This is a genomic window from Halopseudomonas oceani (assembly GCF_963677335.1).
GTDB lineage: Bacteria > Pseudomonadota > Gammaproteobacteria > Pseudomonadales > Pseudomonadaceae > Halopseudomonas > Halopseudomonas oceani.
Map to the genome: position 1 here is coordinate 2450840 of NZ_OY781932.1, position 19203 is coordinate 2470042.

Genomic DNA, 19203 nt, shown 5'->3' on the forward strand with positions numbered 1-19203 from the left:
GGTTAGTCGCGTTTGGCGATGATCCACACCGCATGCACGATGCCGGGAATATAGCCGAGCAGTGTCAGCAGGATGTTCAGCCAGAAGGCGCCGCCAAAACCGACTTGCAAGAAGACACCCAGCGGTGGCAGCAAAATGGCGATCAGTACGCGAATCAGATCCATGCTTTGGTTTCCTTTTGTCCAGACGTTTCATGAATTCTGACTCGCTAGCTGCCTGATCGTTCAGCCTCCGATGACGCCGCCGTCTTCCCGCCTGATCATCGCTGTGGTGGAGCGGGGGCGGCGGCTGTTCGGTTGCGCAGGTGTGCAGTGGACTATTCTCGGGTTGCTGGTGCGGGGTGCTGTATCAGGCGAGGCTGGAGGTCGGGAAGGTTTGCACTGCTATTCAGGCATGGCAGGTGTCATGCGCTGCTTGCCACCCGGGTGCAGGGAGGCGGTCAATACCCGTGGGTGTGGTTGACTGCTTCCCTGATCGTTGCAGTGGTGTACTCGAGACGATCTCAAGTTGATCCGTTAAATAGCGTAAATTCAACGGGTTGGGCGCGTTATTTAAGTCGGCGCTCAATGCCCATCTGCATCAGGATTTTCGCTGAAATCTCTTCCACCGAGTAGTGCGTCGAGTTGAGGTAGGGGATGTTTTCCTTGCGGAACAGATTTTCCACCTCGCGCACTTCAAACTCGCACTGCGGGTAGCTGGAATACCGACTGTTCGGGCGGCGTTCATTGCGGATGCTGGCCAGTCGGTCCGGGTCGATGGTCAGGCCGAACAGCTTGCTCTTGTTCTGCTTGAGCGCTTTGGGCAGCTGCAGGCTTTCCATATCATCTTCGGTCAACGGATAGTTGGCGGCGCGGATACCGTACTGCAGTGCCATGTACAGGCAGCTTGGTGTCTTGCCGCAGCGCGACACGCCAACCAGGATGATATCGGCTTGCGCGTAGTGGTGGGTGCGGGCGCCATCGTCGTTGTCCATGGCGTAATGCACCGCATCAATGCGGTCTTTGTAGTGGCTGTTATGCTGAATTGAGTGAGTCTTGCCGACCGAATAGGACGAGCCGTCGCCCAGCTCTTGCTCAAGTGGGGCAAGAAAGGTCGAGAAAATATCGATCATGTAGCCGTTGGATTTAGCCAGCTCTTGACGAATCTCGCTATTGACCACGGTATCAAAAATGATCGGCCGGGCCGCATCTTGCTCGGCAGCGGCATTGATTTGTTGTACCATGTCACGCGCTTTTTCCACGGTATCGACGTAAGGGCGCAGCAGCTTGGAGAACTGGATGTTCTCGAACTGCGCCAGCAGGCTTTGACCAAGCGTCTCGGCGGTGATGCCGGTACCATCAGAAATGAAAAAAGCGGTGCGTTTCATTCACGAAGCCTTAAGATGTCGTGTCTCGGTTAAGGGCTGCCCGCAAAATTGCTGGTGCGGCCTTCAAAGATCGGCATTGTGGCGCATTTGTGGCGGGCAGGCCAGTATGCTCCCGCCGCCGCACAGACTTATTAAATAGATTGACGGAGAGATCACCTTGTTAGAGTACGTAGTGTCCTTCGAGCAGCTGGGTGTCGATGACGTCGAGCGCGTAGGCGGCAAGAACGCCTCCCTCGGCGAAATGATCAGCAATCTGGCCAACGCCGGCGTAACGGTTCCCGGTGGCTTTGCAACCACTGCAGACGCCTATCGGGAATTTCTCGAGCAGAGTGGTCTGAATGACCGCATTCACGCCGCCCTGGACAAGCTCGACGTCGACGACGTCAATGCGCTGGCCGAAACCGGTGCCCAGATCCGTCAGTGGGTCATGGACGCTGAGTTCCCGGCGGCGCTGGATAAGGCGATCCGCGATGAGTTCGCCAAACTCTCCGACGGCAACCCCAATCTGGCCGTTGCCGTTCGTTCCTCTGCTACCGCAGAAGATTTGCCAGATGCTTCCTTCGCCGGTCAGCAGGAAACCTTCCTGAACATTCGTGGCGTTGACAACGTCATTCACGCTGCCAAGGAAGTGTTCGCATCGCTGTTCAATGATCGCGCCATTGCCTACCGCGTACACCAGGGTTTTGACCACAAGTTGGTTGCTTTGTCAGCTGGCGTGCAGCGAATGGTTCGCTCTGAAACCGGCACCGCTGGCGTCATGTTTACTCTGGACACCGAGTCCGGCTTCCGCGATGCCGTCTTCATTACTGGTGCTTATGGCCTGGGCGAAACCGTTGTGCAGGGTGCGGTCAACCCGGACGAGTTCTACGTCCACAAGCCGACGCTGGCTGCTGGTCGTCCGTCGGTCCTGCGTCGCAATCTGGGCAGTAAGGCGATCAAGATGGTCTATGGCGACGAAGCCAAGGCGGGTCGTTCAGTGAAGACCGTCGATGTCGATCTGGCCGAGCGCAGCCGCTTCTGTCTGTCTGAGGAAGAAGTGGTGAATCTGGCCAAGCAGGCCGTCATCATCGAGCAGCACTATGGCCGCCCGATGGATATCGAATGGGCCAAAGACGGCGACGACGGCAAGCTGTACATCGTTCAGGCTCGCCCGGAAACCGTGAAGAGCCGCAGCAGCGCCAACGTCATGGAACGTTACCTGCTGAAAGAAAAGGGCACTGTACTGGTTGAAGGGCGCGCCATCGGTCAGCGCATCGGCGCCGGTCGCGTGCGCATCGTCAATGACGTCGCCGAGATGGGCAAGGTTCAGCCGGGCGACGTGTTGGTTTCCGATATGACCGACCCGGATTGGGAGCCGGTCATGAAGCGTGCTAGCGCGATCGTCACCAACCGTGGCGGCCGCACCTGCCACGCGGCAATCATTGCTCGCGAGTTGGGTATTCCTGCTGTCGTTGGCTGCGGTAATGCCACCACCGAACTGAAAGACGGTCAGGAAGTCACCGTGTCCTGCGCCGAGGGTGATACCGGTCTGATCTACTCCGGTCAGCTGTCCTTCGATATCAAGACCAACAGCGTCGACGCCATGCCGCCGCTGCCGTTCAAAATCATGATGAACGTCGGCAACCCGGACCGCGCATTCGACTTCGCCAACCTGCCCAACGAGGGTGTGGGGCTGGCGCGTCTGGAATTCATCATCAACCGCATGATCGGCGTTCACCCGAAAGCACTGCTGAACTTCGACAGTCTGCCGGCTGATGTTAAGGACAGCGTGCAAAAACGCGTTGCCGGTTACGGCTCGCCGGTCGACTTCTACGTTGACAAGCTGGTTGAAGGCATTAGCACCCTGGCCGCTGCGTTCTGGCCGAAAAAGGTCATCGTCCGCATGTCGGACTTCAAGTCCAACGAATACGCCAACCTGATTGGCGGCAAACTGTACGAGCCGGAAGAAGAAAACCCGATGCTGGGCTTCCGCGGTGCTTCGCGTTACATCAGCGACTCCTTCCGCGACTGCTTCGAGCTGGAATGCCGTGCGATGAAGCGCGTGCGCGACGAAATGGGTTTGACCAACGTCGAGATCATGATTCCGTTTGTGCGCACCGTTGGCGAAGCCAAGCAGGTTGTCGAGCTGCTGGGTGAGAACGGGCTGAAGCGGGGCGAGAATGGTCTGCGTCTGATTATGATGTGTGAGCTGCCGGCCAACGCGCTGCTGGCCGAAGAGTTCCTGGAGCACTTCGATGGTTTCTCTATCGGTTCTAACGACCTGACTCAGCTGACCCTGGGGCTGGATCGTGACTCCGGCATCATTGCTCACCTGTTCGATGAGCGTAACGCTGCGGTCAAGAAGTTGCTGAGTAACGCCATTTCCGCCTGCCGTGCTGCGAACAAGTACATCGGTATCTGCGGTCAGGGGCCGTCGGATCACCCGGATCTGGCTCGCTGGCTGATGGAGCAGGGTATCGAGAGCGTGTCGCTGAACCCTGACTCGGTGATGGACACCTGGTTCTTCCTTGCAGAGAATGACAAGTAAGCACCAGTACCTTCAAGTTCAAGGAGAATGCCATGCAGCACTATGTAACGCCGGATCTGTGTGATGCCTATCCCGAGGTTGCCGTGGTCGAGCCGATGTTCAGTAACTTCGGCGGCCACGACTCTTTCGGCGGCCAGATTGTCACCGTGAAATGTCACGAGGACAACTCGATCGTCAAGGAGCAGGTCGATCAGGACGGCACCGGCAAGGTGATGGTGGTTGATGGTGGCGGTTCCATGCGCCGCGCTCTGTTGGGTGACATGCTCGCGGAGAAGGCGGCCAAGAACGGCTGGGAAGGTATCATCGTTTATGGCTGTGTTCGTGATGTCGACGTGTTGGCGCAAACACCGCTTGGAATCCAGGCGCTGGCCAGTCATCCGATGAAAACCGACAAGCGTGGTATTGGCGATCTCAACGTCGTGGTTACCTTCGCTGGTGTGACCTTCCGTCCGGGTGAGTTCGTCTACGCCGATAACAACGGCATTATCGTCTCGCCTGTGGCGTTGAGCATGCCCGAGTAACGGCAGCCCCGGTGGCACCAAGCAAGGGGGAGGGTGGTAACACCTCCCCCTTGTTGCATCTGGATGCCGTATTTCAGCAGCGGCTTCATCCATTGCAGGAGACTAGAGTCATGTCAGACGACGATTCGCTTGAGAGTCAGCTACGTGCAATGCTGCGCGATGATAACGGAACCGATGCCAAGCGCACGGACGGTCAGCGACTGGATCGGGTTTTGCATCGAGCGCACATTCACGGCGCGGTGTTCGATCTGCTGGGGCTGGTGACTCGCTGGGGCTGGGTGCTGACCGAAGGTGGTTCCCGTGGTATGCGGAACCTCAAGCCCAGTCGTCGTTCAAACAACACTTCCAACCCTACTGATCGGTAGTCAAGAGAGCTCAGCCATGGAATTCGATGTCTGGAGTCAAAGCTTCGTAGCGGCCATGACCACTCTGTGGAGCAAGGTGGCCTCATTTATTCCCGACCTGATTGCTGCGCTGTTCATCGTGCTGCTTGGCTTGATTGTGGCCAAGGTGGTTGATGCGGTGCTAAGCAAAGGACTGGCAAAGGTTGGCTTGGATCGTCTGATGGGCGGTACGGGCGTCAATAAGATGCTGGCCCGCGTCGGTATCAACAGTTCAGTATCTGATCTGACGGGTAAGGTTGCCTACTGGTTTATCCTGCTGACCTTCGTTGTATCGGCGTCCGAGTCTCTGGGGTTGGCGCGGGTATCGTCTACGCTGGACGCTATCACGCTGTACCTGCCAAAGGTCGTCGGTGCGGCTTTGATCCTGCTTGGTGGTCTGCTGCTGTCGCACCTGGTTAACGGTGTTGTGCGCGGCACGGCAGAAAGCATGGGGATGGAGTATGCGAGCGGTCTGGGGCGGTTCGTACAGGGACTGCTGGTCATTATTACTGTCTCGCTGGCGATCGGTCAGTTGCAGATCGAAACGGCGCTGCTCAATCTGGTCATTGCGATTGTGCTGGTGTGTTTTGGTGGTGCAGCCGCACTGGCACTAGGTCTTGGCAGTCGCCAGGTGGTTTCCCAGATCATTGCCGGCGTTTACGTCCGCGAACTCTATCAGCCCGGCGATCGCATCAAGGTGGCGGGAGTTGAAGGGGTCGTTGAGGAGATTGGCACCGTCAAGACGCAGATCCTCAATGATGATGGTGAGCTGGTGTCGCTGGCCAATCGCTTGTTGATTGACGAGCAGGTGCGGCGCTGAGCGCCGCTGATAGCCACACGGAAGACGTTACTACCTTGGTCAGTCTCAACCGTCCACGCCGCCATTACAATCCGGCAGACCTCGATGACGAGGAGCTGGTGCTCAGGGCAAAGAGTGAGCTTATTCACACTACGACTGCCTATGAGGAGTTGATGCGGCGGTATCAGCGAACTTTGTTCAATGTTTGTGTTCGTTATTTAGGTAACGAGCGGGATGCTGATGACGTTTGTCAGGAAGTAATGCTGAAAGTCTTGCATGGGCTGAAACAGTTTGAAGGCAAGGCCAAGTTTAAAACGTGGCTATATAGTATTACTTATAACGAATGTATAACTCAGTACCGCAAAGAGAAGCGCAAACGCCGTCTGCTCGACGCGCTCAGCCTTGATCCGCAGGAGGAGGCCGACGAGCAGGAGCTGCAGCCAGAGGCCTCAAAAGGCCTGAATAGCTTGCTGGTGCACGTAAATCCGATTGATCGTGAGATTTTGGTGCTACGCTTTGTAGCGGAGCTCGAATTTCAGGAGATTGCAGACATCATGCATATGGGGTTGAGTGCGACCAAAATGCGCTATAAGCGAGCATTGGAGAAACTGCGTAATCAGATTGACAGTCCTTTTATATAAGACTTGTATAGTTATTAGCAGGATTCAGTTATACTGTTGCGGAGTTTTGCACAAGCTTAACGTCTTAATGGATTTGATGGGGATTCAAAGATGAAATTGAAAAACACTGTGGGTCTCGTTGTTGGTGCTGCTATTGCCGCATCCAGCATGTCTGCGATGGCTGGAAAGGCCGGTTCGGTTGAGGTTGAAGCCTTTGCTGACCGTTACTTCACTGACAGCATGTACGGCCTGAATGATGGCACCCTGGTGGGTGGCAACATCGGTTACTTCGTCAGCGAAAACGTGCTGCTGAACATGGGCCTTGGTAAGTACAAGAACCTGGAAGTCGATGGCACCAACGAAGATGTTGACGGCAAGCTGGCTCAGGTCGAAGCGGTTTATCATTTCGGTACCGGCAATGTTCTCCCCTACATCTCTGCCGGTCTGGCTCATCAAGAGCTGAAGGCTGATAGCGATAACACCGATGACCGCACCACCATGGCCATGGCTGGTGTTGGTATCAAGAACTACCTGAACGAGAACTTCTTCGTGAAGGCAGGTGTTGATGCACTGTATGGTTTCGATCACGGCAATACCGAATGGCAAGCCGGTGTAGGTCTGGGTATCAACTTCGGTGGCAAGTCTGAGCCGGTCGCTGAGCCAGCGCCTGCGCCTGCACCGATGCCGGAGCCGACCCCCGCACCTGAAATGCAGTCGGTCCGTGTTGAGCTGGACGTGCTGTTCGATTTCGACAAGGACACTATTCGTCCGGAATACCGTCAGGACATCCAGAGCCTGGCTGAGTTCATGAAGACCTACCCGTCGGTAACCACTACCGTTGAAGGTCATACTGACTCCGTCGGTAGCGATGCCTACAACCAGAACCTGTCTGAGCGTCGTGCCAACGCAGTTCGCGAAGCGCTGATCAGCGAAGGTGTTGACGGTTCTCGCGTTAGCTCGGTTGGTTACGGTGAAGCGCGTCCGATCGCTGACAACAGCACTGACGAAGGCCGTTCCATGAACCGTCGCGTTGAAGCTGAAGTTGAGGCTCAGGTTGAAGTGAAGTAATTCACTAACCAGAGCACAAAAAAACCCGGCCAGTGGCCGGGTTTTTTATTGTCTGAATTGTCAGCCGTCTGTGCTTTCTTGCTCGATTGAGTTGACGCCGGGAAAGCGCAGGCGGAAGTCTTCCGGCATCGGACGTACCTTGCCGGTGGCAAAGTGGAAAAAGACAAAGCCGGATTTGGCCAAGGCAACCAGTTCGCCATTGCTGGCCTTGCTGATACGGAAAATGATGTCGCCCCCGTATTTGTTCAGGTCCATCAGGCCGACTTCAAAAATCAGTGCGTCACGGGCGAAAGCCTCGCGAAGGTAGGTGGTTGCCAGGTCGGTAACGATGATGCCTACGCCTTTCTCGCTCACCTCTTCGATACCGAACTGATACAGAAAGCGCGCTCGCGCCTCGGAGATCATCGAGATCATCGAATCATTGGCCAGATGGTTGGCACCGTTGATGTCGGTGATACGCACCGTGAGCTGCGTGGTGAAGTAAAACTGGTTCTCTGGGAACTCAAGTTGCAGGCGTGCCATAACTGATTAATGCCTTGTTGCGTGAAGCGTGGTGGTGGGGCAGAAGAGCTGCGCATTTTACCTGAGCAGCGTGATGCTTGATAGAAAAAAGGGGCTGCCATAGGCAGCCCCTTTTTCACACCTGAGCCCGAAGGCTCTGAACCAGTGGCTTATCAGCCGAACTGGTTCATGGTGTTGTCTTTACCGCCAGCTTTCAGAGCTGCTTCGCCAGCGAAGTACTCTTTATGGTTGTCACCGATGTCGGAGCCAGCCATGTTCTGGTGCTTGACGCAGGCGATACCCTGACGGATTTCCTGACGTTGAACACCTTTGACGTATGCCAGCATGCCTTCCTTGTCGAAGTAGCCTTTTGCCAGATTGTCGGTAGACAGTGCGGCAGTGTGGTACGTCGGCAGGGTGATCAGGTGGTGGAAGATACCCGCTTCGCGAGAGGCGTCAGCCTGGAAGGTACGGATCTTCTCGTCAGCCAGTTGAGCCAGCTCGGTTTCATCGTACTCAACGCTCATCAGCTTGGCGCGATCGTAAGCGGAAACGTCCTTGCCTTCTGCAGCCATGGCATCGAATACCTGCTGACGGAAGTTCAGAGTCCAGTTGAAGGACGGGCTGTTGTTGTAAACCAGCTTGGCGTTCGGGACGACTTCGCGGATGCGGTTAACCATCTCAGCGATCTGACCAACGTGCGGCTTCTCGGTTTCGATCCACAGCAGGTCGGCACCGTGTTGCAGGCTGGTGATGCAGTCCAGAACAACGCGGTCAACACCGGTGTCCTTGCGGAACTGGAACAGACCGGAAGCCAGACGCTTGGGCTTCAGCAGTTTACCGTTGGACTTGATTACAACGTCGCCGTTCTGGATGTCGTCGGCGCTGGAGATGTAGTCGCCGTCCAGGAAGCTGTTGTACTTGTCGCCCAGGTCGCCCGGCTCGTTGGTGACAGCGATCTGCTTGGTCAGGCCAGCACCCAGGGAATCGGTACGGGCAACGATCACGCCGTCGTCAACACCCAACTCGAGGAACGCGTAACGAACAGCGTTGATCTTGGCGAGGAAGTCGGAGTGCGGAACGGTTACCTTGCCATCCTGGTGACCGCACTGCTTCTCGTCGGAAACCTGGTTTTCGATCTGGATGCAGCAAGCACCAGCTTCGATCATCTTCTTGGCCAGCAGGTAGGTCGCTTCAGCGTTACCGAAACCAGCGTCGATGTCGGCGATGATCGGCACAACGTGAGTTTCGAAGTTGTCGATCTGGGACTGGATTTCAGCCGCTTTGGCTTGGTCGCCAGCTTCGCGAGCGTCGTCCAGAGCGGTGAACAGCAGGTCGAGTTCGCGGGCGTCAGCTTGACGCAGGAAGGTGTACAGCTCTTCGATCAGAGCGGCAACGGAAGTCTTCTCGTGCATGGATTGGTCAGGCAGCGGACCGAACTCGGAACGCAGAGCAGCAACCATCCAGCCGGACAGGTACAGGTAACGCTTGTTGGTGGTCTTCAGGTGCTTCTTGATGGAGATCAGCTTTTGCTGACCGATGAAGCCGTGCCAGCAACCCAGGGACTGGGTGTATACGGAAGAGTCGGCGTCGTAGTCAGCCATGTCTTTGCGCATGATGGCCGCGGTGTACTTGGCAACGTCCAGACCGGTTTTGAAGCGGTTCTGTGCGCGCATGCGAGCGACGGACTCAGGGTTGATAGCGCTCCAGCCACTACCTGCTTGTTCTTTCAGCTCGGCAGCTGCTTTGATGTCGTTTTGATAAGCTGACATGGTCAATCCTTCAAAGTTTGCGTTAGGTTCTGCACGATTTGTCGACCCAATGCTCCGCTGCTGCGGTTACGCTCAAAGGACAATATGAAAAGGAAGAGACTGGCTAGATGCCGAGAGGAGAGGAGGTGACAGTTGTGCGAGCGCTAAGCCATCGATAATGGCGTTTGCCTGCCGGCGTTAACTGTGCAGCTTAAATTGCTTCCCCGTCCCTCAGGACAACTTGGTTCCAGTCGCCACCTCGTCATTCTGCCTTGTGGGCTGTAAAGACACGCATCGAACCGTTGGTATGGGTGCGAAGCGGAGACCTTAAGGTCTCTGGCTAGCGGGAGCGAGGGCAATGATGGGACTTCGGCCCTGATAAGTCAATGCCGTTTGTAGTGATTTTTTTAGCGGCACTACAAAGTTCGGGCTGTGACGCATCAGTCAAGTCGATCAACCTTGAGCCGCAAGCTGGTGGTGTCATTGCGTTGCGTGCTGATGCTGCGGCCAACGTCGCCGCTGTTGTCGCGCGACGTGTTGTTGATTCCGCCAATGGAGACCCATTCACCGAGTCTTGCGGTGACGACGGTATCGGCCTGCTGAACGTCAATGACATTGCGGTGTTCGCTGTTCAGACGGTTGTTGTTGGCGCTGATGGTGATGGTGGCGAGGTCGCCGTTGAGGCGCACGGTGGCGTAAAAACCCTCGGTTACGTCCTGGTACTGGGTTTGCTGGACCACCTGTCCGTAGATGTTGGTTGTGGTTGTTGTTATCGGGACGCTCTGGCCGCCTTGTATCAGCACCGGATAGCCCTCGTTGGCGGTTATCTGGCGCACGCCGTCGTTGGCACCAGTGGTGCGGCGGTTGATGATGCGTGCAGTGTTGCCGTCGTGGCGAGGCTGGCCAACAATGATGTCGACCGGCCCGGTATCAACCCGGCCATCAACGCGGTAACCCTGCTCGATGCCGCTGCTGCTTCCCGTATTGGCGACACTGATCAAAAGGCGCGAAGGCTGCTTGTCCAATTGGGCGATCAGCTGTTTGATTTCGCTGAGTCGATGCGGTTCTGCGCGGATCAGTAGTTGGTTGCCGTACGCCGATACTCGTTCATTGGATTGCAGCATCGGCTGCAGCGCGGGAATCAGGTTTTCGGCCATGTTGTAGCCTAGTGGCACGATTTCCGTGGTTGGTGCCGCCTGGCTGGTTATCGTTACCAGCCACAGCATGCTGGCGAGCAGGGCTGCGAATGCGCGATCTTTCATAGCAGGAAGCTCCTAATGGCCGAGTCGGTCTGGCTAGTGCCCCAGAGATCGTTGAAGCTATCGCTCCAGCGTTTCACTTGATCTCGGCTTTCTACCCGAACAAAGCCCTCACGTGTGCGGGCGATTGGCAACATCAGAAAGCCCTGTTGATCAGTCATGGCCTGGCAGTAAGACTGCCTTGGCAGGTCCGGGTGCTGCTTGCGGATCTGGCAGAGACTGGGGAAACGGCGCATGACGCTCAGCAGTGTGTGGCCGCTGAGGAACTCGTTGCTGACGTCCTGCAGCAGTGTTTGAATGCGTGCCTTGGGGTTACGTGCAATGAGTCGCTCGCATGCCTGGATGGTGGCCTGGCGATTGAACAGCCATTGCGCCTGCTCAGGCGAGTAAATGAGCAGTGTCTGGCGGCAGTCATCGATCAGTTGTATGAGTTGCTGCTGGGCGTTGTGCTCATCGATGGCGGTCATGCCTGGCTGGTTGTACTCAGTTGGAGGTGCCAGTGCTTCATCCGGGTTGTGGATGGTGAAGCGTCCGGGCGAGACAAACTCGATGTGGGGCAGATGATCGGATTCCTGCGTGTCATCGCTCCAGCGCATGTCCTGATGTTCGATGCCGGCATCGAGATAGATGTCCGAGCAGACCTCAAAGCCCAGGCGCTGATAAAAGGGAACTGCGTGGGTTTGCGCGGACAGGAGTAGTGTGTGCATGCTGTTGTCGATGGCGTGCGCCATGATGGCCCGCATCAGGCGCTCGCCAAGGCCAAGGCCCCGGTGTTGCGGCAAAATGGCTATGCGGCCGATATGGCCGTCTTTTAGCAGCCTGCCGGTGCCGACCGGGTGGCCGGCGCGCAGCAGCAGAAAGTGCGTTGCCTCTTCATCCTGCGCGTCCCACTCCAGGTCTTCCGGCACCTGTTGTTCATCGATGAATACCTTTTGACGAATGTCACGCAGGGCCTTGCCTGTGTGCCAGTCAACGGTTGTCACGACGATATCACTCATCCTGCCTCTCCATCAGCAAAAAGCCTTTCTCCACCAACTGTTCAAGCAGCTCCTGCGCGTCGTCTTCTGCGGCCCAGCCAAGTAGTACTTCGGCTGGCAGTGAGCGCTGATTACAGATTAGCTGAACCAGCGGCAGCAGCGAACTGCCGACCACACAGTGTTCGCCGTTGGCGAACAGTCGCAGGCTACCGTCACTGGCCTGCCAGTAGGCCAGGCGGACTGCCGGGTTGGTGCATAGTCCGATGCCTTCATGCAGCGCTTCCATCAGTGGCTCTGGCTCGCCCGCGTAGACCTGAGCCAACTCCGGGTATTTGGCTTCGGTCATATGGCGGCCGAACCAGGTTGCCAGTGCTTCTTTATCTGAGACCAGTTCCAGTACGCTTTGTTGCAAACGCTCGATCGCTGCCTGATCGATGGCAGCCGGGTCCTGAGGCAGGCTGGCACCGGCGTCGGTGTAACGCTCATCGTCACTGAGGTGGTGGGCGAGGTAGTCAGTGAAATGCACCAGTACCTCCTGATGGCTCGGTGCGCGAAAGCCGACCGAAATGGTCATGCAGTCGGTCTCAGCGATGCCGTCATGGGCAATGCCCGGCGGGATATAGAGCATGTCGCCCGGCTCCAGTACCCACTCATCCTGGCAGTCGAAGTCGGCAAGGATGCGCAGATCGGGGTGGTCGAGCAGCGGGCTGTCGACGGTACAATGCTGGCCGACGCGCCAGCGACGCTTGCCGTGTCCCTGCAGCAGGAAGACATCGTAGTTATCATAGTGCGGGCCCACGCCACCGCCAGGTGCTGCATAGCTGATCATGATGTCGTCAATGCGCCAGGTTGGCAGGAAGCGGAACTGTTCGAGCAGGTCGGCGACCTCCGGGATGAACTGATCCACGGCCTGCACCAGCAGAGTCCAGTCGTGTTCCGGCAGCTTGGAATAGGTGTCGTCAGGGAAGGGGCCGCGCTGCAGTTCCCACGGGTGAGCGCCGTCTTTGAGGATCAGCCTGGACTCGACTTCTTCCTCTAGCGACAAGCCTGCCAGTTCATTCGGCTCAATGGGACTTTCAAAGTTGGGGAAGGCCTGGCGGATCAGCAGTGGTTTACGTTGCCAATACTCGGCGAGGAAGCGTTCTACCCCGATATCACCGAACAGCGAGTCAAATTTATTGGTCATCATTCTGGCTCCAGAATAGACAACGCCCGGTCAATCCGGGCGTTGGTAAAGGGTGGCGGGTCCGTTAGGACCGGCCGGGTCAGATACGTTTGGCTTGCGCCACGGCATTGCCGATGTAGCTGGCCGGGGTCATCGCCTTGAGCTCGGCCTTGGCTTGCTCCGGAATATCCAGGCCATCGACGAAGGCTAGCAGGGCATCTGGGGTGATGCCTTTGCCGCGGGTCAGGTCCTTGAGCTTTTCATAGGCGTTTTCAACGCCGAAACGGCGCATGACGGTCTGAATCGGCTCGGCCAGGACTTCCCAGCAGTTGTTCAGATCCTCAGCCAGGCGGGCTTCGTTCAGCTCCAGCTTGCCGATGCCCTTGAGTGACGATTCATAGGCAATGACGCTGTGGGCAAAGCCGACGCCCAGGTTACGCAGTACGGTCGAGTCGGTCAGGTCGCGCTGCCAGCGGGAGATCGGCAGTTTGCTGGCCAAGTGCTGCATGATGGCGTTGGCGATGCCCAGGTTACCTTCGGAGTTTTCGAAGTCGATCGGGTTGACCTTGTGCGGCATGGTCGAGGAGCCGATTTCGCCGGCGACAGTCTTCTGTTTGAAGTAGCCCAGCGAGATGTAGCCCCAAATATCGCGGTCGAAGTCGATCAGGATGGTGTTGAAACGGGCGACGGCGTCGAACAGCTCGGCAATGTAGTCGTGCGGCTCAATCTGGGTGGTATAGGGGTTGAACTGCAGGCCCAGCGTCTGCTCGATGAACTGCTTGGCGTTGGCCTCCCAGTCCAGTTCGGGGTAGGCAGACAGGTGGGCGTTGTAGTTGCCGACGGCGCCATTGATCTTGCCCAGCAGCGGGATGCTCTCAATCTGAGCGATCTGGCGTTCCAGGCGGTAAACCACGTTGGCCAGTTCCTTGCCCAGTGTGGTCGGGGAGGCGGGCTGGCCGTGGGTACGTGACAACATCGGAACGGCGGCATGCTCAACGGCCAGGGTGCGAATGGCGGACGCAATTTGGCGCATCAGCGGCAGTAGCACTTCATCGCGGCCGGCGCGCAGCATCAGCGCGTGGGACAGGTTATTAATGTCCTCAGAAGTGCAGGCGAAGTGAATGAATTCGCTGACTTTTTCCAGCTCCGGAAGCTGCTTGGCCTGTTCCTTGAGTAGATACTCGACGGCTTTCACGTCGTGGTTGGTGGTGCGCTCGAACTCTTTGACGCGCTCGGCGTGGGCCATGTCGAAGTCTTCAGCCAGGCGATTCAGGATCGCATTGGCTTCGGCGGAGAAGGGCGCGACTTCGCTGATGCCCGGATGAGCGGCGAGGCACTGCAGCCAGCGCACTTCGACCTGTACACGGAAGCGAATCAGGCCATATTCGCTGAAAATAGAACGCAGGCTGGCGGTCTTGCTGCCATAGCGGCCATCAACCGGGGATACGGCGGTCAGGGAAGAAAGTTGCATAGTTCTCTCGTCGAGCAGCTGGCGGAAAAGGGCCAAATCATACACCAGCCGTGCGGCTTTTGTCCGACTTGGAGGGCAGATACACGCTGATCAGGCTGGCAGCGAAGATCAGGCCGGCACCGGCCCAGGATGACCAGCCCGGTACCTCGCCCCACAGCGCCCAGGCAAACAGCCCGGAAAACACGATAGCCAGGTAGCTCAATGGCCCGATCTTGCCGGGTGGGGCGAGGGCGTAGGCCTTGGACATCACCAGTTGGCTGACGGTCGCTACCAGGCCTACCGCAATCAGTAGGCCGACTTGTTTCAGTGTCAGGGGTTGCCAGGCCCAAGTCATCGGAATGGCCGACAGCAGGGCTGAAAAGGTCGAAAAATAGAAGACGATGCGGGTTGCTGGCTCGCTGTTGCTCATGGCTCTGATGGAGACGAAGGCGCAGGCCGCGAGCAGGCTGGCGGCTACGCCGGCGAGGGCTTTGGGGTCAAACAGCGCACCGCTTGGTTTGGCGACCAGGACAACGCCAACGAAGCCGATGGATACCGCCAGCAGCATGCGCCCGGTCAGGCTTTCCTTCAGCCACCACCAGGCCAGAACCGGCGTGAAGACGGGGGCTGCGTAGGTGAACACCATGGCGTCTGCCAGCGGTAGGTGAGCGATGGCGTAGAAGAAGCAGTACATGGCGCCAAGGCCATAGAAGGTACGCAGGAAGTGATTGCCAAGGCGATTGGTGCGGAAAGGCCCGAAGCCGCGAACCAGAATGATCGGCAGGAAAAACAGCACGCCGATCAGGTTGCGTGCGAAGACGACGGTTTCGTTATTGACGCCTTCGGATACCTCGCGGATCAGCACGCCCATGCAGGCGAACAGCAGGGCGGACAGCGCCAGCAGCATGGCGCCAGCGCGCGGCTGGTCCTGGCGGACCAGTTCAACCACGCAGCACCGCGCGGGTGGCGTCCAGCAGCTTCTTGCGTTGAAATAGCAACTGCCAGCGATGGCCGCCAACCTGGCGCCAGAGTGTGGCAGAGCGAATACCGGCCAGCAGCAGCGTGCGCACCCGGTTGGCGACCTCCGGCTGCTGCAAAAAGCGCATGTCACCGTGCACCTGAATGCGCAGGCGCAAGGTGCTGATAGTGTCCTGATAGGTGCTACCCAGTGAGGCCATGACGTTATCGTGCAGCAGGCCAAAGTGCTCGACCTGGTGTTCGGCCTGGGCGATGCGTTGGCCGAGCACCTGCAGCATGTCCTCGCGCTTGGCCAGCTGACGCTCAAGGGAGAGCAGGTTCATTACATAGCGCAGAGCGTCTCGCTGGAGCGCACCGGTATCGCGCTCCAGCATAGCTTCCAGTGCTTGCAGGCCGTTGCGAATCTGGTGCGGGCTGCCACCATAAACGTCGATCACGTTGTCGGGTGAGCGGTTGAGGATGCTGGCAACCAGGCAGGCTACAGGGCCTTCGGACACCTTGCCGCTGCGTGCCAGGCGATCAACCTGAATGCCGGCTTCGAATGTGGCCCCCAGTGCGATGATTTGGTCAGTGATACGGCTCACGGCGCGTCTCCGCTGGCAATGGCGGTCTCGATCACGCCGCCACCCAGGCAGATGTCGCCGCTGTACAAGACCAGCGACTGGCCGGGCGTCACAGCGCGTTGCGGCTCGTCAAAGCGTACGAGGTAGCCGTCAGCAGTCTGCTCCAGCGTGCAGGCCTGGTCAGCCTGACGGTAGCGGACCTTGGCAGTCAGGCGCAGCGGTTCGCTGGTGTCGATCGGATTGACCCAGTAGATCGATGAGCAGGTAAGGGCGTCGGAAAACAGCCATGGATGGTTATTGCCCTGGCCGACGACCAGTACGTTATTGGTCAGATCCTTGCGCAGTACGTACCAGGGCTCGTCGCTGGCGCCTTGTAGGCCGCCGATGCCCAGCCCCTGACGCTGACCGATAGTGTGGTACATCAAGCCGTGGTGACGGCCGATCACGGTGCCGTCCGTGGTCTCAATGTCGCCGGGCTGGGCGGGCAGGTACTGTTTGAGAAAGTCGCTGAAACGACGCTCGCCGATAAAGCAGATGCCAGTCGAGTCCTTCTTGCGGGCGGTCGCCAGCTCGTAGCGCTCGGCGATGCGACGCACTTCGGGCTTCTCCAGTTCGCCAACGGGGAACAGGGTGCGCGCGATCTGCTCGGCACCGACGGCATGCAGGAAGTAGCTCTGGTCCTTGTTGTTGTCGATCCCGCGCAGCAGCACGGTCTGACCGTCGCGTTCAGCGCGGCGGACGTAATGACCCGTAGCGATCAGGTCGGCGCCCAACGACAGGGCGTAGTCCAGAAACGCCTTGAACTTGATTTCGCGGTTGCAGAGGATGTCCGGATTGGGTGTGCGGCCGGCTTTGTACTCTTCGAGGAAATGCTCGAACACATTGTCCCAGTACTCGGCAGCAAAGTTCGCGGTGTGCAGCTTGATCCCCAAGCGGTCACTGACAGCCTGCGCGTCAGCGAGGTCTTCCTTGGCAGTGCAGTACTCAGTGCCGTCGTCTTCGTCCCAGTTCTTCATGAACAGACCTTCTACCTGATAGCCCTGTTCCAGCAGCAGCGCTGCAGAAACGGACGAGTCGACACCGCCGGACATGCCGACGATGACGCGAATTTCAGAATTGGGCGTATTGGGCTGGGTAGACATATCAGCGAATCAGATCCAGTGAGTAGTGCGGTTTATTCAGGTAGTCCTGCACGCAACCTAGAACCAGATGGCTGCGCAGCATTTCAGTATTGTCGACAAGTTCGTCCAGCGACATCCAGCGGGCGCGAATAATACCTTCGTCCAGCGTGCGTTCTGGCTCATGACTGATAGGCTTGGCACTGAAACAAACGCGCTGGTAGGTTTCGCCGTTGGCTGCCTGAAAAAGATATAGGCCAACTACAGCAGTGAGTTCGACGTGCCAGCCGGTTTCTTCCAGGGTTTCTCGCAAGGCGGCCTGGAGCAGGGTTTCGTCGGCTTCCAGGTGGCCCGCAGGTTGATTCAGGACAATGCGCCCATCACGCTCCTCCTCAACCATCAGATAGCGTGACTGATGCTCGACGATGGTGGCGACAGTAACGTGGGGTAAAAATCGCATCGCGGCTCCTCGGCAGGTGCGATAGGGTAGCGCAAACCGCTGTTGCGGTGAACAACCTCCGCCGCCGGCTTTGGTAAAGCGGCGGAAAACAGCTAGGATTCTGATTGGCTGCGTTTTGTAGTGTGGTTGTAGTGTTACTACATATTCTTGATTGATCGACTCTCATAGATTGCTTAAATAGCGAAGGAGAGGGGTTGGTGGCGAGATTGAAGACAAAAGTGCGTGACATTCTGTAGGAAAACTACAACAATAGCGCGGCTGAAAATCCGTATTCATGGGATGTCGGGGGTTACCCACCTGCCGGCATCGCCTGTGGCAACGACAACATAAACGGAGTCAAAGATGGGATACCAAAAGATCCAGGTGCCGGCCAGCGGCGACAAAATTACCGTTAACGCCGACCTTTCCCTGAACGTACCCGACAATCCGATCATCCCCTTCATCGAGGGTGACGGCATCGGTTTCGATATTTCCCCTGTCATGATCAAGGTCGTCGACGCTGCTGTTGAAAAAGCGTACTCCGGCAAGCGCAAGATTTCCTGGATGGAAGTTTATGCGGGCGAGAAAGCCACTCAAGTCTACGATCAAGACACCTGGCTGCCGGCTGAGACGCTGGACGCCATTAAAGAGTACGTTGTTTCCATCAAGGGCCCGCTGACTACTCCGGTAGGTGGTGGTATCCGCTCCCTCAACGTTGCCCTGCGTCAGGAACTTGACCTGTACGTCTGTCAGCGTCCGGTTCGCTGGTTTGAAGGCGTGCCGAGCCCGGTCAAGAAGCCGGGTGATGTTGACATGGTCATCTTCCGCGAGAACTCCGAAGACATCTACGCGGGTGTCGAGTGGAAAGCCGGTAGCCCGGAAGCTGAAAAGATCATCAAGTTCCTGACCGAAGAAATGGGCGTCAAGAAGATCCGCTTCACCGACATGTGCGGTATCGGTATCAAGCCAGTTTCCGAAGCAGGCACCAAGCGTCTGGTTCGCCAGGCTCTGCAATACACCGTCGACAACGACCGTGACTCCCTGACCCTGGTTCACAAGGGCAACATCATGAAGTTCACCGAAGGTGCCTTCAAGGATTGGGGTTACGAGATTGCCCGTGACGAATTCGGTGCTGAGCTGCTGGACGGCGGCCCGTGGATGCAGTTCAAGAACCCGAACACCGGCAAGACTATCGTAGTCAAGGATGTCATCGCTGACGCCATGCTGCAGCAAATCCTGCTGCGTCCGGCCGAATACGACGTGATCGCTACCCTGAACCTGAACGGTGACTACCTGTCCGACGCGCTGGCCGCTGAAGTGGGTGGTATCGGTATCGCTCCGGGCGCCAACCTGTCTGACTCCGTTGCCATGTTCGAAGCGACCCACGGTACTGCTCCGAAGTACGCTGGTCAGGACAAGGTCAACCCGGGTTCGGTGATCCTGTCTGCTGAAATGATGCTCCGCCACATGGGCTGGGTTGAAGCGGCTGATCTGATCATCAAGGGTGTTAACGGTGCGATCGCCAACAAGACCGTCACTTATGACTTTGAGCGCCTGATGGATGGTGCCAAGCTGCGTAAGTGCTCCGAGTTTGGTGACGACGTTATCGGCTCGATGTAAGTACTGCGGTGCGAGCCGCCCAGGGCGGCTCGTTTCCGGGCAAGAACAACAAAGCCGGCGAAAGCCGGCTTTGTTGTTTGCGCGATCGAAATCAGCGA

19 protein-coding genes are annotated in these 19203 nt (G+C 57.5%); 7 read left to right on the plus strand and 12 right to left on the minus strand.

Annotated features, from left to right (window positions below):
* Positions 1-2: 2 nt before the first annotated feature.
* Both ACKPCU_RS11635 and ppsR read right to left on the minus strand, forming a co-directional pair.
* Complete coding sequence (locus tag ACKPCU_RS11635; RefSeq protein ID WP_104738525.1) at positions 3-164, minus strand: YqaE/Pmp3 family membrane protein; 162 nt, start codon at positions 162-164, stop codon at positions 3-5.
* Positions 165-547: 383 nt separating this feature from the next.
* Entirely contained in the window at positions 548-1366 is an 819-nt protein-coding gene (ppsR, locus tag ACKPCU_RS11640; protein ID WP_104738532.1) for a posphoenolpyruvate synthetase regulatory kinase/phosphorylase PpsR, read from the minus strand.
* A 157-nt stretch (positions 1367-1523) separates the two neighbouring features.
* On the opposite strand from ppsR, the gene ppsA reads away from it, so the two are divergent.
* From ppsA to ACKPCU_RS11670, 6 genes are all read left to right on the plus strand, one after another.
* On the plus strand, positions 1524-3893 hold the full coding sequence (gene ppsA, locus ACKPCU_RS11645; RefSeq protein ID WP_321346849.1) for a phosphoenolpyruvate synthase: 2370 nt from the start codon (positions 1524-1526) through the stop codon (positions 3891-3893).
* 32 nt (positions 3894-3925) lie between these two features.
* Entirely contained in the window at positions 3926-4414 is a 489-nt protein-coding gene (rraA, locus tag ACKPCU_RS11650; protein ID WP_321346852.1) for a ribonuclease E activity regulator RraA, read from the plus strand.
* 110 nt (positions 4415-4524) lie between these two features.
* Complete coding sequence (locus ACKPCU_RS11655) at positions 4525-4779, plus strand: hypothetical protein (RefSeq protein WP_321346853.1); 255 nt, start codon at positions 4525-4527, stop codon at positions 4777-4779.
* 16 nt (positions 4780-4795) lie between these two features.
* Positions 4796-5617 (plus strand): mechanosensitive ion channel family protein, encoded by an 822-nt coding sequence (locus tag ACKPCU_RS11660; protein ID WP_321346854.1) that lies wholly within the window; start codon positions 4796-4798, stop codon positions 5615-5617.
* A 35-nt stretch (positions 5618-5652) separates the two neighbouring features.
* A complete protein-coding gene (gene sigX / locus ACKPCU_RS11665) occupies positions 5653-6237 on the plus strand; it encodes an RNA polymerase sigma factor SigX (protein WP_321346857.1) in 585 nt (194 codons plus the stop codon).
* 90 nt (positions 6238-6327) lie between these two features.
* The gene (locus ACKPCU_RS11670; RefSeq protein WP_104738538.1) at positions 6328-7284 is read left to right on the plus strand and encodes an OmpA family protein; all 957 of its coding nucleotides are present in this window, start codon (positions 6328-6330) and stop codon (positions 7282-7284) included.
* Between the two features lie 60 nt (positions 7285-7344).
* Here ACKPCU_RS11670 and ACKPCU_RS11675 read toward each other — a convergent pair whose 3' ends face one another.
* The 10 genes from ACKPCU_RS11675 to ACKPCU_RS11720 form a co-directional block, all read right to left on the minus strand.
* Positions 7345-7806, minus strand: a complete 462-nt coding sequence (locus ACKPCU_RS11675) for an acyl-CoA thioesterase (protein WP_321346859.1) — start codon at positions 7804-7806, stop codon at positions 7345-7347.
* A gap of 152 nt (positions 7807-7958) precedes the next feature.
* Positions 7959-9557, minus strand: coding sequence for an isocitrate lyase (locus ACKPCU_RS11680; protein ID WP_321346862.1), 1599 nt, complete (start codon positions 9555-9557; stop codon positions 7959-7961).
* A 419-nt stretch (positions 9558-9976) separates the two neighbouring features.
* Positions 9977-10798 (minus strand): secretin N-terminal domain-containing protein, encoded by an 822-nt coding sequence (locus ACKPCU_RS11685; RefSeq protein ID WP_321346863.1) that lies wholly within the window; start codon positions 10796-10798, stop codon positions 9977-9979.
* Positions 10795-11793 (minus strand): GNAT family N-acetyltransferase, encoded by a 999-nt coding sequence (locus ACKPCU_RS11690; RefSeq protein WP_321346864.1) that lies wholly within the window; start codon positions 11791-11793, stop codon positions 10795-10797. The genes ACKPCU_RS11685 and ACKPCU_RS11690 overlap by 4 nt, the downstream gene beginning before the upstream one ends.
* A complete protein-coding gene (locus tag ACKPCU_RS11695) occupies positions 11786-12958 on the minus strand; it encodes a ribosomal protein uL16 3-hydroxylase (RefSeq protein WP_321346866.1) in 1173 nt (390 codons plus the stop codon). The genes ACKPCU_RS11690 and ACKPCU_RS11695 overlap by 8 nt, the downstream gene beginning before the upstream one ends.
* A gap of 79 nt (positions 12959-13037) precedes the next feature.
* Positions 13038-14408, minus strand: a complete 1371-nt coding sequence (gene purB, locus ACKPCU_RS11700; RefSeq protein ID WP_321346867.1) for an adenylosuccinate lyase — start codon at positions 14406-14408, stop codon at positions 13038-13040.
* A gap of 37 nt (positions 14409-14445) precedes the next feature.
* Complete coding sequence (locus ACKPCU_RS11705) at positions 14446-15294, minus strand: DMT family transporter (protein WP_321351827.1); 849 nt, start codon at positions 15292-15294, stop codon at positions 14446-14448.
* A 34-nt stretch (positions 15295-15328) separates the two neighbouring features.
* Positions 15329-15949: a high frequency lysogenization protein HflD gene (gene hflD / locus ACKPCU_RS11710; protein ID WP_104738545.1), complete on the minus strand. Its 621-nt coding sequence runs from the start codon at positions 15947-15949 to the stop codon at positions 15329-15331.
* On the minus strand, positions 15946-17070 hold the full coding sequence (gene mnmA, locus ACKPCU_RS11715; RefSeq protein WP_104738546.1) for a tRNA 2-thiouridine(34) synthase MnmA: 1125 nt from the start codon (positions 17068-17070) through the stop codon (positions 15946-15948). Before mnmA ends, hflD begins: the two co-directional genes overlap by 4 nt.
* A gap of 1 nt (position 17071) precedes the next feature.
* On the minus strand, positions 17072-17506 hold the full coding sequence (locus ACKPCU_RS11720; protein WP_321346872.1) for an NUDIX hydrolase: 435 nt from the start codon (positions 17504-17506) through the stop codon (positions 17072-17074).
* Positions 17507-17848: 342 nt separating this feature from the next.
* On the opposite strand from ACKPCU_RS11720, the gene icd reads away from it, so the two are divergent.
* Entirely contained in the window at positions 17849-19105 is a 1257-nt protein-coding gene (gene icd, locus ACKPCU_RS11725) for an NADP-dependent isocitrate dehydrogenase (protein ID WP_321346874.1), read from the plus strand.
* The last annotated feature ends 98 nt before the right edge of the window (positions 19106-19203 follow it).